Here is a 13,582-nt window from a genome sequence, read left to right as displayed (position 1 = left end):
TACAGTGGAGCCTCAATAGGAACGTCGGCGTTCCCAAAACGTCGACGTTTTCAGCAGCTGTAGTGGAGTCGCGCATGATCGGCACAGGGCATACCGCAACCACCACCGCGTCCAACGGGCTCGCGGCGGTGCAGACGATTTCGGCTCCACTGCACGACGCGCGGGCACTGTCGCAGCGGCTGGTCACGCATTTCACCGAGGCGGTGACCCCCATCGGCGATCTACCCGGTGAGGTGCTGCGCGGCGAGGTCACCAACGTCACCCGGACCTGCGTGGAACTCGCCACCGGCGTCCTCGAGGGCCACGATGTCGAGGACAAGGTCGAACGCCTGCACCGGGCGGGCGCGGAATGGGCGCGTGAGGGCATTCCCATCGGGGCCATCCACCGTGCGGTGCGCGACGGCGTGGAACTCGCCTTCGGGCTGGTGCTGGAGGCCGCCGGACCCGACGACTACGCCCGCCTGATGCTCACCGCCCAGCGGTTCCTGGAGATCCTCGCGCTGATCAACGCCGCCTTCGCGGTCGCCTATGTGCGCGAACACCGGGCGGCGGCGGCCGAACACCACACGGCCGTGCAGACCGTCACCTCCGCGCTGCTGGCCGGACGTTCCGCCGCCACCATGGCGCGCTCCGGGGGCGTGGAGATAGCCGACTCGTATTCGGTGCTGGCCCTGGGCATTCCGGCGCCGCAGCCGCGCCCCGGACTCGATCTCACCGTCGCCGCCCGGCGCACGCTGCGGCGCGTCCAGGCCGCGCTGGCCGCGCACACCGCCGGTCGCGGGCTGTCGCTGCTCGGCACCGAGGGCGGCACCGTGCTGGTGCCCACCCCGGAACCGCTGCCCGTGGCCGATCTGGTGAGCCGACTGTCCGCGGCCACCGGGGTCGCACTGACCGCCACCGTGGTGCACACCGAGACCGGCGGCATTCCGGAGGCGGCCGAGCGCGCGCACGAACTGCTCGACATGGTGCACCGGCTGCAGTGCGCGCCGGGCCTGTACCGGTTCGACGATCTGGCGGTCGAATACCAGCTCACCCGGCCCGGGCCGGGCCGCGAACACCTCGGTGCGCTGCTCGACCCGCTCGACGAGCATCCGGACCTCATGGAGACGCTGCGCACCTACGTCGGCAGCGACCACAGCCGACAGCGCACCGCGCGGGTGCTGGGAGTGCACACCAATACGGTGGACTACCGGCTCAAGCGCATCGCGCAGCTGACCGGATTCGATCCGTCGCGGCCGTCCGGGTTGTGGCATCTGCGGTCTTCGCTGGTGGCGCGGACATACCGGAATTCGGCGGCGGAGGGTGCGGTCGTCGGTAAGCTGCCGTCGCGCGGTAACAACCCGGCGGGCAGGGAATTCCAGCGCATCTGAGCGGGCTGGGGCGCATCCGGAGGCGCGGCGAGTCCGAGGAACGCGGCGAGTCCGAGGAACGCGGCGCATTCGAGAAATGCGGTGTCACCGAGAGAAACGGGGCGACGGTGGGCGTGGACAGTACCCACTGGACACGGCAACGCGCCCCGGCCCTCGCGCAAGTAGGACCGGGGCGCGGAGCACGGCTTCGCCCCGGCGTGGAGCGAGGAATCGAGTCGACGTGCCGGGCGTGATCGACTCGACGCAGCGCGCGCGGCTTCGCCCGGCGTGGAGCATGTGACAGCCCGGCGTGGAGCACGGGACCGCCCAGCGCCGATCGTCGTTACGCCGGTGCGACTTCCGAGTCGTTTCGACGCGGGGTCACCGGCCGGGTATCGGCGGCGATCTCGATCCGCTCCCGAATCGGGCTGCCGGTAACCATTCTCGCGCACAGCTCGGCGAACTCCCGATGCCGGGCCAGGGCCCGGCGCGAGGTCGCGACCGACCACACCGTATCGATCCCGGCGGGCTGGAGCGGACGGCCCGCGAAACGGTCGGCCAGCCAATCCATCATGACCGGCGCGCCCAGGAACTGCAGGGGCAGATGGGCACTGAGCCGATCGCGCAGATAGTGCACGTGGCCGCCGCCGTACAGGTAGCGCCACACCTGAGCGTCGACATCGCCGACGGCGATCACCTCGTCGTTCACGCCCTGCACGATCAGCATGGGCATATCCGGAACCCGGTGGCCGGGCCGGATGTCGGCGAGGATGCGCCGCATCTCCGGATGGTCGAGGAAGGCGTCGACACCGCCGCGCACGTGGTTGTCGACACTGCGGAAGGCGAGCTTGGCCAGCAGCGGGATGGTGGCGCTGGTCTCCGCGCGCCGCAGCAGCCGCAGGTACTCGGCCGACACCCGGGTGCGCATAACACGATCCAGCTGCGGATAGGCCCGGCGCAGCCCGGCGGTGAACACCATGGCGAAACCCGCGAAGGCGGAACCGTTCATGCGCACGAAGGCGGCCGCGGGATCACCCACCGGTGAGCCCGCGGCCGCGCCGACGATATGCAGTTCGGGGGCGTAGTCGGTGGCCAGTTCCGCCGCCCAGCTGGTGGCCAGACCGCCGCCGGAATAGCCCCACAGGCCGATGGGCGTACCGGCGGCCAGACCGAGCGGGTCGAAGCGCAGGGCGGCGCGAGCCGCGTCGAGCGCGCGGTAGCCGGGCTCACGGGCCGCGCCGAACCGACCGCCGAGGCCCTCGTGATCGGGGACCGAGACCGCCCACCCGCGCGCCAGGGCGGCGGCGATGAGCGGCAGCTCCAGTTGCGGAATGGCGCCGAGCGCCCGCGCGCCGTGCCGTAACGCATAGGAGGGGAAGCACTTCGGGGCGACGGCATCGATGGCGCACTGAAAGGACACCAGCGGCCGCGGGGCGTCCGGATCGGCCTCCCAGGGCAGCGCGACCGTGGTCACCGCCGCTTCCGGGACGCCGTCCAGATCCCGGGTGCGATACAGCAGCTGCCAGGCCGAGATCCGCTGCGGCATTATGCCGAACAGGCTCAGCTCGACCTGGCGGGAGCGCAGTATCTCGCCGGGTGCGAACCGTTCCAGTTCGGCGGGGGCCGCGTGGAACGGGTCCGCGTCGGGCAGCACCGGCCGGGTGCGGGTGGCGGGTTGCGGCCGGAGCGGCACGGCCGGTGCGGTCTGCGGCATTACAGCTTCCCTCCGCCGCCGATCATCCAGGGGTTGAAACTGCACACCAGCTCCGGATAAGCGACCGGATCGAGTGCGCGCAGCGCGATGGAGATGGAGCGGGGTGAGTACATGATGGTCAGATGGTCGGAGAAGTCCTGCTCGCAGCCTTGCTGGAGGGTGATGTTCTCGACCGTGGCATCCGGCCCCGCCCGCAGGAAGGTCCATTCGTACGGATTGGAGATCTGATCGTGCCGGGTGCCGACCGAGGTGTAGGAGACGCCGGGCACCGTATCGCCATTCGCATTGAGAACCTGGTAGAAGTGTGAACCGGCGGCCTGCTGAATATTGGCCGTCCCCAGAATGGGTTGGTAGAAGCCTAGAATGTTCACGCCCAAATTGGTGATGATCCGGCCCAGTGTGGCAATTCCCAGCAATGAGGTGCCGTGATTCGTCGCACCGAAACCGATAACCTTTCCGACTTTTCCTTCTCCGCCTTCGAATTTCATATACTGGCTCGTCACTGGGCCACCTTGGGAATGGGCGATGACATCGACCTTGTCCGCACCGGTCGCGGCGAGCACCCGGTCGACCAGCGCGGCGAGCTGTTTCGCGGAATCCTCCATCGGGCCGACTCCGTGGCGGCCCGGCAGAATCTGACCGATGCCGCCGCCATCCAGCACGCCGAGTCGGCCGAAGTTCGTTGTGAACACGCAGAATCCGGCGCGAGCCAGTTGTGGCGACAGATAGGCGAAACTGTCGTAGGCATTCAGCCAGGTGCCGTGCACCAGCACCACCGGGCGCGGATGTTCGGCGGTCGGGCGGCAGCTCCAGTCGTTCGCGCCGGGCGGTGCGGCGTCCGGATGGGTGAGCCCGTGCGCGAAGGCGGCCAGGAAGGACGACATCTCCGGACCGCTGCCGCGGGTGTCCGTCGCGAAGCTGCGCGCGGACGACGATCCGGAGCCGCTGCCCGTATCGACGACGAATGTCGGGGTGCGGCCGTCGGCGGCGGGGGCGAGTCCGGATTCGATATAGTGCGCCAGCCCCTCCGGTGTGGCCGGAATTCCCGGTTCGGCGGCGGCCGTCCCGCCCGACATCGCCACCGCCGCGGCGGTAATGCTCGTGAGCGCGGCGCCCACGAGTGTCCGAATACCTCGTTGCATCGGAAACCTTTCGTCATTGTCCCGAACCGGGACCGTCCCGAACCCGAATTCGACGGTAGGGCGGGCGAATCCCGCATGTCACTCACGCTGTGTCAACCGACAAAGCGGCCGGGCGGGAGCGGGTGACGGTTTGTGGCGGGTGACAGGGCTCACTCGGGCAGCGGGTTCGCCAGGGCGATGGCGGTGCGGGTGAACAGCGGGGCCAGCAGCGGCAGCGCGGTCGCGCCGCGCTCGTGCAGACAGTGGCGGACCCGGTCGTCGATACCGCCGAGCAGCATGTCGATGGCCTCGGGATCCGGGTCGGCGGGCAGATCGCCCTCGCGGACGCCGATCCGCGCCACCGCCATGATGTAGTCGGCGAACATGCGGTGCACGCGGGCGCGGTGAGCGACCAGCGCCGGCCCCGCCGCGAGGGTTTCCACGTAGAGCGCCCGGGCCGCGCCCGGCTGGCTCGCCAGGAAGGCCAGGTAGATCTCGAAGGAGATCCGCACCCGGTCGGCGAAGCGCACACCCTCCATGCCGGTGACCGTGTCACGCAGTCCGTCCAGCGCGGCCTGCACCGCGAGATCGTATGCGGCGGCGAAACATTCGTCCTTACCGCCGAACATGGTGTAGAAGGTCCGGCGCGCCACCTTGGCGCGGCCGACGATATCGGCCACGGTGGTCGCCGCGTAGCCGACCTCGCCCACCGACTCCAGTACCGCGGTACACAGCCTGCGGTACTGCGAACTCGTCACCTCTTCGCGGCTGAGCCGATGCCGTCCGCGCGGCAGCGGCCCCGCGGCCTTCTCACTCACACCGCACAGAATAGGTGCGAGTGCGCCTGGACCACCGACCGACTCTCGAGGAGTGGGCTGGTCTCATGTCCGGCGCGCGGGTCCGGTATGGCGGATGTGGTCGTTCCGTTCCGGCGACAGCCGCCGTACGGTGGGGTTGCGGGCGGATGCCAGCACTTGGATGGGCGGGACGAGGAGGGCCGGGTGACGGTCGGGTTGCTCAAAGCGGTGGGGAATCGTGCGTACACCGAGGTCGAATCGGCGCGGCTGGTGCTGCGCACCGGCGTGGTGAGCGTCGAATCGCCCGCGACCATGGTGGCGGCGGCTACCGCCATGCTGCGGTACGGCACCATGGCGGCGGGACTGACGCTGTCGGCGGCCCGGTACGGCAACCGGACGGCCGTCATCGACGAACTCGGATCGCTGACCTTCGCTGAACTCGAGGAGCGGTCCAATCGGCTGGCCAATGCCTGGCGGGCGCGTGGGTTGCGCGGCGGTGAGGGCGTGGCCATTCTGGCGCGCAATCACCGCGGCCTGCTGGACGCGGTGTTCGCCGCGGCCAAGTGCGGTGCGCGAATCATCCTGCTGAACACCGACTTCGCGGGGCCGCAGATCCGGGACGTCGCGACCCGGGAGGGCACCGACCTGCTCGTCTACGACGAGGAATACGGAGAGATGCTCGCCGATGTCGCGCCGCGGCACGGCACCTGGCGCGCCTGGACCGAGAAGACCCGTCCGGACTGCCTGGAAGCGCTCATCGCCGAGGGGGACCCGTCGCCGCCGCCCGCACCCGGGGCCATGCCCAAGCTGATCCTGCTGACCTCCGGCACCACCGGCACCCCCAAGGGCGCACCGCGCGCGGAACCGAAATCCCTGGCCGCCCTCGGCGCGCTGCTGTCGAAGGTGCCCTTCCGCGCGGGCGAGGTCACCGAGTGCTGCGCCCCCATCTTCCACACCCTCGGATTCGCCTGCGCCATGCTGGGTCTCGGCTTCGGCTCCACCCTGGTGATCCGCCGCCGCTTCGACCCGCAGACCACCATCGAGAGCATGGAGCGACACCGGGTCACCACGGTGATCGCGGTGCCGGTCATGCTCGCCCGCATCGTCGACCTCGGCGGTCGCGCGCTGGTCGGCCGGGATCTCACCGCACTGCGCATCATCTTCGTGGGCGGCTCCCAGCTCGGCGCGCAGCTGGCCCGCGACCTGACCGGCCTGTTCGGGCCGGTGGTCTACAACGTCTACGGTTCCACCGAGGTCGCCTACGCCACCATCGCCACCCCGGACGACTTGGCCGTCGAACCCGGCTGCGTGGGCAGCCCCGTGCTCGGTGCGCGGGTGGAGATCCTGGACGACCGGGGCCGTCGGGTACCCACCGGCACCACCGGCCGCATCTTCGTCGGCAACTCGGTGCAGTTCGAGGGCTATACCGGCGGCGGCGACAAGGAACGCGTGCGTGGCCTGATGTCCTCCGGCGACGTCGGCCACTTCGACGCCGCCGGAAGGCTTTTCATCGACGGCCGCGACGACGACATGATCGTCTCCGGCGGCGAGAACGTCTTCCCGGCCGAGGTGGAGGAGCTGCTGCACACGCATCCCGAGATTCGGGAGGCCGCGGTCATCGGCGTCGACGACGAGCGGTTCGGCGCGCGCCTGAAAGCCTTCGTGGTCCGCCATCCCGATGCCACCCTCACCGAGGACGACACCAAAGCCTTCGTGAAGCGGAGCCTGGCCCGCTACAAGGTCCCCCGCGACGTGGTTTTCCTCGACGAACTGCCCCGCAATCCGACCGGCAAGGTGCTGAAGAAACGGCTGCGCGAACTCTGATCTCACCGCCCGACCGCCGCCGCCCGGCCGACGGCCGGAGCACGCGGTACTGTCGATCGACCATCGCGGATGGCCGGTGCACCCGATACCGCGACTAGCGCGGGACCTCGTCACGCCGCCGCGGGTCCTGGAGTTCGATCGCCACCAGCAGGTCGATCAGATCCCCGACACCGCGCGTATTCCGCCCGGTCAGCTCCTGAATCCGCCCCAGCCGGTACTTCGCCGTATTCGGGTGGATGCAGAGTGCTTCCGCCGCCTCGCGCAGATTCATATCGGCGGCGGCGAAGGCGCGGATCGTCGCCGCCAGCACCCCGCCCCGCGAGCGGTCCTCGGCCAGCAGCGTCGCGATGCGCGGGTCCACCAGATGCCGGGCGGTGTCGTCGGCGCGCAGCATCAGGTAGCGGAACGGTGTCAGATGCGGTAGCGCCATGACGCCGCCGTCCTCCGGGAGCAGCTCCAGTGCCGAGCGCGACTCCTGATGTGCCCGTGGCAGATCCGCGATCCGGGTGACCACCGGGCTCACGCCGACGGCGAGCCGGATCCCAGCCGTCCGCAGTTTGTCGTGGGCCGCACGCAGCCGCGCGCACAGCTCGTCGGTGCTGCCGCGGCCGAGCGCCGGAATCGCCACCACCTCGTTGCGGTAGGACCCGGACAGGGTGCGCAGGCCGTTGACCCCCACCCGGGCCAGCGCCGACGCGGTGAGCTGCGTGGCGTCCGAATCGGCGTCGGGCGGATCCAATATCGCCGCGGTCACCACCACCAGCGGTGCGGCGGCGTCGACGCCGATGCCGAAGCCGTGCGCCAGCGACAGCTGCGGACCCCGTTCCGGCAGTGCGCCGCTCAGCAGCGCATCCAGCAGTTCCCGGCTCTCGTGGCCGTTCTCGGACTGGTAGCGCTGGAATTCCAGATAGGCGTTGGCCGCCTGGGTGCTGATCAGATCGCAGTACCGGTTCAGCGGCACCACCATCGACAGCGCGGCCTCGCGGTCGTCCTCGGAGTCGCCCGCGTAGTCCATGAGCGATTTCCACAGCGCCTGCTGACCCAGCCGGAAGGCATTGATGTAGTCGACCAGCGCGAGTCCGGACCGCGCCCGCCGCGCCGCCGCCCGCCGCGTGTAGGCGATATCGCCGGGCGTCACCTTCCGATTCTCCAGCAGCGCGGCCAGCCCTATCCGGCACAGCTGGGCGAGTTGATCGTGCACATCGGCGTGAAAGGTCTCATCGCGGGCGGCATAGGCGGGAATCCGGCCCATGATGGCGGCGACGCCGATATCGGCCATGTCGTGCACGTGGTCGAACAGCCGGGTCACGATGCGCGTGCGGGCGGCCAGCACGCTCTCGGAGTAATGCGCGGCCCCGATCGATTGTGATCCAGCGGACATGGGACGGGATTAATCCACGTGTCGCCCCGGCGTGTCAACGCCGGGAATGTGACGCAGACCATGTCCACGGGGGACAAATGCCGTCCGCGAAGTTGATCCTCCGCGTCCAGTGTGCCCCCTGACCTGCGAATTTACGCTGAGCGAGTTCTATCCCTCCGGTGGCGGGCGCGGTTCGCGCTCGATACCGACGACAGCCCGCCGCCGCGCGGTGGGCCGGAGGACGCATGCTCGAAATCTCCCAACTCACGCTCCGCTTCGGCGGGATCACCGCGCTGTCCGACGTCGGTTTCCGGGTCGCCGCCGGCGGCCTGGTCGGTCTCATCGGGCCCAACGGCGCGGGCAAGACGACCCTGTTCAACTGCCTCACCCGGCGGTACACCCCGGATGCCGGATCGATCGTCTACGAGGGCGCGTCACTGCTGGAGCGGCCGCCCTACGCGCTCGCCGACCTCGGCATCGCCCGGACCTTCCAGAACCTCGGCCTCTTCACCCGCATGTCCGTCCGGGACAACGTGCTCGTCGGCGCGCACCACCGCGCCCGCGCCGGATTCCTGGCGGCGGGGCTGCGGCTGCCGCGGGTGCGCCGCGAGGAGGCACGGCTGCGCGCGGAGATCGACGAACTCCTGGAGCGGTTGGAACTGACCGAGGTGGCCGATCGGCCCGCCGCGGGTCTGCCCTTCGGCACGCTCAAACGCATCGAACTGGCCCGGGCGCTGGCGGTGCGGCCCCGACTGCTGCTGCTCGACGAACCCGTCAACGGCCTCAGCCACGGTGAGGTCGACGAGTTCGCCGAACGGCTGCGCGCCCTGCAACGCGACCTCGGGCTCACCGTGATCGTGGTCGAACACCACATGGGATTCGTCATGGGCACCTGCGAGCACGTCGTCTGCCTGGAGTTCGGCCGCGTCATCGCCGACGGCGAACCCGAAGCCGTGCAGCGGAATCCGGCCGTGATCGCCGCCTACCTGGGCAGCGCCGCATGAGCGCGGGAGCGGTCGCGTGGTCGGGGGCGGCGGCATGAGCGGGGGACGGCCGAGGGCCGCCCGGCGATCGGTGGCGGCACCCGAGGGCCCCTTCCTCACCGTCGACGACCTGCACGCCGGATACGGCGCGGCGCGCGTGCTGCACGGGGTCGACTTCGCGGTCCGTCGCGGTGAGGTGTGCGCGGTGCTCGGACCCAACGGCGCGGGTAAGACCACCCTGCTGCGGGCGCTGTGCGGAATGGTGAAGGTGAGCGGCGAGATTCGGCTCGACGGTACCGAGATCACCGGGCGCGCACCGGAATCCGTGGCGCGACTGGGTGTCGCTCACGTACCCGAGGGACGGGGCACCTTCACGGCCTTGACCGTCGAGGAGAACCTGCGGGTAGGGGCCTACACCCGACGCGACCGCACCCGAGTGGACGGCGACCTGGCCCGCGTCTTCGACTTCTTCCCGGTGCTGCGGGACAAGTTGGCCGAACCCGCGGGCGGCCTGTCCGGCGGCCAGCAGCAGATGCTGGCCATCGGCCGCGCGCTCATGCTGCGGCCCCGGCTGCTGCTGCTCGACGAACCCTCTCTCGGACTCTCGCCCCTGGTCACCCAGGAGCTCTTCCGAATCGTGCACACCATCAACGCCGAGGAGCGCACCACCGTGATAGTCGTCGAACAGAACGCGCACCTGGCGCTGGAGATCGCTCAGCACGCGCATGTGATCGAGGCCGGGCGAATCGTGCTGTCCGGCACCGCCGCCACCATCCGCGCCGACGACCAGGTCGCGCGGTCCTACCTGGGATACCGGGTGTGATCGTGTCCGGACTGCTGCAACAGCTCATCGAAGGGCTCAGTGCCGGTGCGATCTACGCCGGTCTGGCGCTGGCCATGGTCCTCATCTACCGGTTCACCGGCATCGTCAACTTCGCCCAGGGCGAGCTAGCCATGTTCTCCGCCTTCCTGGCCTGGCAGTTCACCGAGATGGGAATGCCGTTCTGGCAGGCGCTCATCGCCACGCTCGTCGTCTCGTTCCTGGGCGGCATGCTCATCGAGCGGGTGGTGATCCGGCCCGTCGAGGGCGCGCCCGAACTCACCCTCGTGATCGTCACCGTCGGCCTCTACTTCTTCGTCAACGCCGCGGCCGGGTGGATCTGGTCGTACCAGGTGAAGTCCTTCCCGAATCCCTTCCCGGACGGTGCGTTACGTGCGGGGGGAGTGACCGCGGGATACGGCAGCCTCGGCGTGATCGTGGTGGTGGCGCTGGTCATGGCACTGATCTACCTGCTCTTCCGCTACACCAAGATCGGCCTGGCCATGCGGGCGGTGGCGAGCAATCCCGCCTCGGCGCGGCTGTCCGGCATTCGGGTCGGCGTCGTCCTGGCCCTCGGCTGGGGGTTGTCCGCCCTGGTCGGAGCGGTCTCCGGAGTGCTGTCCGCGCCTGTGCTCTTTCTCGAACCCAACATGATGGGAGGGGTTCTCATCTACGCCTTCGCCGCCGCCACCCTGGGTGGCTTCGACAGTCCGGGCGGTGCGGTGGCCGGTGGCCTCATCGTCGGCGTCACCGAAACCCTCACCGGCGCTTACGTGGACGTCATCGGCACCGAACTCAAGATCGGCGTGCCGCTGGTGATCATCCTCGGCGTCCTGCTGCTGCGACCGCAGGGGCTGTTCGGGCGAGCGGTGGTGGAGCGGGTATGAGTGACGAGACCACGGTCCTGACGGAGAAAAGAACGGCCGCAACGCCTTCCGGTACGCAGGGACGCTCCGTTCCCGCTTGGCCGGTGCGCCACCGGAACCTGGTGGCCGCGCTGGTACTGCTCGGCGTGGCCTGCTACGCGCCGTTCCAGCTCGCGCCCTTCCACACCTTCCAGCTGTCCATGGCACTGGTGTACGCCATCGCCCTGCTCGGCCTGAACCTGCTGGTGGGGCAGACCGGGCAGATCTCGCTCGGCCACGGCGCGTTCCTGGCGATCGGCGCGTACGCCACCGCCGTGCTGCTGGACCGCTGGGACACACCGCATCTCGCGACCCTGCCGGTGGCCGCCGCGCTGACCTTCGTGCTCGGCTACGCGCTCGGCGTGCCCGCGCTGCGGCTGCGCGGGCTCTATCTGGCCCTGGTCACGTTGGCCATCGCCATCTTCCTGGTGCCGCTGCTCAAACGCTTCGAAACGCTGACCGGCGGTTCCATGGGACTCACCGTGGCCAAACCGGAAGCGCCCGCATGGACCGGGCTGGCCGAGGACCAGTGGCTGTACCTGCTGTCCCTGGCGGTCGCGGCGGTGAGCTTCCTGTTCGTCGCCGGGGTGGTGCGCTCGCGGGTCGGGCGGGCGCTCAACGCCATTCGGGATCACGAGACCGCCGCGGAGGTGATGGGTGTGCGCCCCGCGCACTACAAGACCCTCGCCTTCGCCTGGAGCGCCATGTTCGCCGGGACCGCGGGCTGCGTCTACACCTGGGTGATCGCCTTCGTCTCACCCGACTCCTTCGCGACCGGGCTGTCCATCACGCTGCTGGCCGGACTGGTCGTCGGCGGACTGGGCTCGCTCTGGGGGCCGCTGCTGGGCGGACTGTTCGTCATGTACGTCCCCAGCCTCGCCCAGGACGTCAATCAGGCCGCGCCCGGCGTGGTCTTCGGACTGCTGCTCGTCGCGGTCATGTACCTCGCGCCGACCGGATTGGCCGGGCTCGCCGGCCGTGCGGCGCAGTGGATCGGGAATCTCGTTCGGAAAGGGAAAACCAATGCGCACTAAGGCCATTCGCGTCATCGGAGCCGCAGCGGCCGTGCTGCTCGCGGCGACCGCCTGCGGTGGTCGCGGCGAGGGTGACGGCACCGTCGCCCAGGGCGACTGCAAGGGTCAACAGACGGTCGGCATCACCGACTCGAGTATCGAACTGGGCGGGGTCTACCCGCTCTCCGGTCCGGCATCGGCCTACGGGGAGATCCCCAAGGGGGTGCGGGCCTACTTCGACTACCTCAATGCCGAACACGGCGGAATCGACGGCCGCACTGTCGAATACCAGGTGCGCGACGACGGCTATCAGCCGCCCAAGACCGTGGAGGAGGTGCGCCGTCTGGTCGAACAGGATCAGGTGTTCGCCATCTTCCAGACCCTCGGCACCCCCACCTCCTCGGCCGTCTGGGACTACCTGAACCAGCGCGAGGTACCGCAGATCTTCGTCGCGGGCGGTGCCACCAAATGGGGTGCGGACACCGACCATCCGTGGACCATCGGCTGGCAGCCCAGCTACCGGGCCGAGGGGCGCGCCTTCGCGGAGTTCGTGCGGCAGGAGAAGCCCGACGCCACCGTCGCCGTGCTGTATCAGAACGACGACTTCGGAAAAGACCTGCGCGACAACTTCGTCGAGGCCATCGGCGGCAGCGGGGTGCGGGTGGTGGCCGAACAGAGCTACGAGGTCACCGATCCCACTGTCGATCCACAGCTGCGCAACCTGGCCAACTCGAAAGCCGATGTGCTGCTCAACTTCTCGACACCCAAGTTCGCCTCCCAAGCCCTGGCCGGGGACGCCCGCAACCCGGATTGGAACCCGCTGCACATCCTGTCCATGGTGGCCAACTCGCTCAGCGTGCTGAAGCCGGTCGGGCTGGAGAACGTGCAGGGCGTGGTGTCCGGGGCGTTCACCAAGGATCCGGCCGATCCGCGCTGGGCCGCCGATCCGGCCATCACGCTCTACAAGGAGAAGCTGGCCGCCTACGCCCCGGGCGCGGACCCGACGAACACCTACACCCTGATCGGCTGGGCCGCCGCTGACAGCTTCGCCAAGACCTTCGCCTCCGCGAAATGCCCCACCCGCGAAGGGCTCAGCGCCGCGGCCAGGTCGCTGTCCGGCGTGGAGATCGACACCCTGCTGCCCGGCATCACCCTCACCACCGGGCCCGACGACGCCTTCCCCATGGAGGGCGTGCAGATCCAGCGTTTCGAGAACGACCACTGGACCGCCGTCGGTTCCGTGATCGACACCAGTGAATAGCCCTGTCCCTACGACCCATTCAGTTACCAACCGGATCAACGAGGATCACCATGAAGTTCCGTAAGACCGTCGTCACCGCCGCGTTCGCCACCGTCTCCCTCGGGATCGCCGCGGGCACCGGCAATGCCGCACCCGCGCCCACACCCACCCAGACCGAGGTGCACTACGAGGTCGGCCGCCAAGGCGATGCGGCCGTCCTCACCACCAGCGACGGTGCGCTGCGGACCGTCGGCGACCAACTGGTGCTGACCGCCGCCGACGGCACTCCGGTGGCGGCCGTCCCGCTCACCTACCGCATGAACGACACCGCGTACCCGATCACGGCGCGCATCGACGGCGGCACCGCGGTGCTGACGCCGCAGCGTGACGGCGGCACCCCGGTGGCCGATATCGCCGCCAGCGAGATCGTCACCGCCGACCAGGTCGCCGCGCCCG

The 13,582-nt window shown here is 69.6% G+C and carries 11 protein-coding genes and 1 pseudogene; 8 read left to right on the top strand and 4 right to left on the bottom strand.

Annotated elements, in window-relative coordinates; all coding sequences use genetic code 11:
- The first annotated feature begins 74 nt into the window (after positions 1 to 74).
- Positions 75 to 1,370: a helix-turn-helix domain-containing protein gene (locus QK444_RS20070; RefSeq protein ID WP_282782526.1), complete on the top strand. Its 1,296-nt coding sequence runs from the start codon at positions 75 to 77 to the stop codon at positions 1,368 to 1,370.
- A gap of 322 nt (positions 1,371 to 1,692) precedes the next feature.
- On the opposite strand, the gene QK444_RS20065 is transcribed toward QK444_RS20070, so the two are convergent.
- The 3 genes from QK444_RS20065 to QK444_RS20055 form a co-directional block, all read right to left on the bottom strand.
- A complete protein-coding gene (locus tag QK444_RS20065; protein ID WP_282782525.1) occupies positions 1,693 to 3,063 on the bottom strand; it encodes a lipase family protein in 1,371 nt (456 codons plus the stop codon).
- A complete protein-coding gene (locus QK444_RS20060; RefSeq protein ID WP_282782524.1) occupies positions 3,063 to 4,205 on the bottom strand; it encodes an alpha/beta fold hydrolase in 1,143 nt (380 codons plus the stop codon). Before QK444_RS20060 ends, QK444_RS20065 begins: the two co-directional genes overlap by 1 nt.
- Before the next feature lie 149 nt (positions 4,206 to 4,354).
- Positions 4,355 to 5,002: a TetR/AcrR family transcriptional regulator gene (locus tag QK444_RS20055; RefSeq protein ID WP_282782522.1), complete on the bottom strand. Its 648-nt coding sequence runs from the start codon at positions 5,000 to 5,002 to the stop codon at positions 4,355 to 4,357.
- Positions 5,003 to 5,185: 183 nt separating this feature from the next.
- Between QK444_RS20055 and QK444_RS20050 the strand changes: the two genes are divergently transcribed.
- Positions 5,186 to 6,805 carry an acyl-CoA synthetase gene (locus QK444_RS20050; RefSeq protein ID WP_282782520.1) on the top strand — a complete coding sequence of 540 codons (1,620 nt, stop codon included), beginning with the start codon at positions 5,186 to 5,188 and terminating at the stop codon, positions 6,803 to 6,805.
- A 94-nt stretch (positions 6,806 to 6,899) separates the two neighbouring features.
- On the opposite strand, the gene QK444_RS20045 is transcribed toward QK444_RS20050, so the two are convergent.
- Positions 6,900 to 8,186 carry a helix-turn-helix domain-containing protein gene (locus tag QK444_RS20045; RefSeq protein WP_282782518.1) on the bottom strand — a complete coding sequence of 429 codons (1,287 nt, stop codon included), beginning with the start codon at positions 8,184 to 8,186 and terminating at the stop codon, positions 6,900 to 6,902.
- Between the two features lie 224 nt (positions 8,187 to 8,410).
- Here QK444_RS20045 and QK444_RS20040 point away from each other — a divergent pair, with 224 nt between their 5' ends.
- The 6 genes and pseudogenes from QK444_RS20040 to QK444_RS20015 form a co-directional block, all read left to right on the top strand.
- Complete coding sequence (locus QK444_RS20040; RefSeq protein WP_282782516.1) at positions 8,411 to 9,169, top strand: ABC transporter ATP-binding protein; 759 nt, start codon at positions 8,411 to 8,413, stop codon at positions 9,167 to 9,169.
- A 34-nt stretch (positions 9,170 to 9,203) separates the two neighbouring features.
- Entirely contained in the window at positions 9,204 to 9,971 is a 768-nt protein-coding gene (locus tag QK444_RS20035; RefSeq protein WP_282782514.1) for an ABC transporter ATP-binding protein, read from the top strand.
- Positions 9,968 to 10,855, top strand: a complete 888-nt coding sequence (locus QK444_RS20030; protein ID WP_282782512.1) for a branched-chain amino acid ABC transporter permease — start codon at positions 9,968 to 9,970, stop codon at positions 10,853 to 10,855. The genes QK444_RS20035 and QK444_RS20030 overlap by 4 nt, the downstream gene beginning before the upstream one ends.
- Positions 10,852 to 11,907: a branched-chain amino acid ABC transporter permease gene (locus tag QK444_RS20025; protein WP_282782510.1), complete on the top strand. Its 1,056-nt coding sequence runs from the start codon at positions 10,852 to 10,854 to the stop codon at positions 11,905 to 11,907. The genes QK444_RS20030 and QK444_RS20025 overlap by 4 nt, the downstream gene beginning before the upstream one ends.
- A complete protein-coding gene (locus QK444_RS20020; RefSeq protein ID WP_282782507.1) occupies positions 11,897 to 13,147 on the top strand; it encodes an ABC transporter substrate-binding protein in 1,251 nt (416 codons plus the stop codon). The genes QK444_RS20025 and QK444_RS20020 overlap by 11 nt, the downstream gene beginning before the upstream one ends.
- Positions 13,148 to 13,197: 50 nt before the next feature.
- Positions 13,198 to 13,582, top strand: a pseudogene (locus tag QK444_RS20015) (hypothetical protein); the annotation flags it as partial.

It is taken from the genome of Nocardia sp. CC201C (genome assembly GCF_030010695.1).
GTDB classification, from domain to species: Bacteria; Actinomycetota; Actinomycetes; order Mycobacteriales; family Mycobacteriaceae; genus Nocardia; species Nocardia otitidiscaviarum.
This window is presented reverse-complemented; position numbering and strand designations above follow the sequence as displayed.

Bases quoted from the DNA above. Each gene is read 5' to 3' on its own strand.
- QK444_RS20020 (WP_282782507.1), top strand. From the start codon at position 11,897: ATGCGCACTAAGGCCATTCGCGTCATCGGAGCCGCAGCGGCCGTGCTG.
- QK444_RS20025 (WP_282782510.1), top strand. From the start codon at position 10,852: ATGAGTGACGAGACCACGGTCCTGACGGAGAAAAGAACGGCCGCAACG.
- QK444_RS20040 (WP_282782516.1), top strand. From the start codon at position 8,411: ATGCTCGAAATCTCCCAACTCACGCTCCGCTTCGGCGGGATCACCGCG.
- QK444_RS20060 (WP_282782524.1), bottom strand. From the start codon at position 4,205: ATGCAACGAGGTATTCGGACACTCGTGGGCGCCGCGCTCACGAGCATT.
- QK444_RS20070 (WP_282782526.1), top strand. From the start codon at position 75: ATGATCGGCACAGGGCATACCGCAACCACCACCGCGTCCAACGGGCTC.
- QK444_RS20065 (WP_282782525.1), bottom strand. From the start codon at position 3,063: ATGCCGCAGACCGCACCGGCCGTGCCGCTCCGGCCGCAACCCGCCACC.
- QK444_RS20045 (WP_282782518.1), bottom strand. From the start codon at position 8,186: ATGTCCGCTGGATCACAATCGATCGGGGCCGCGCATTACTCCGAGAGC.
- QK444_RS20035 (WP_282782514.1), top strand. From the start codon at position 9,204: ATGAGCGGGGGACGGCCGAGGGCCGCCCGGCGATCGGTGGCGGCACCC.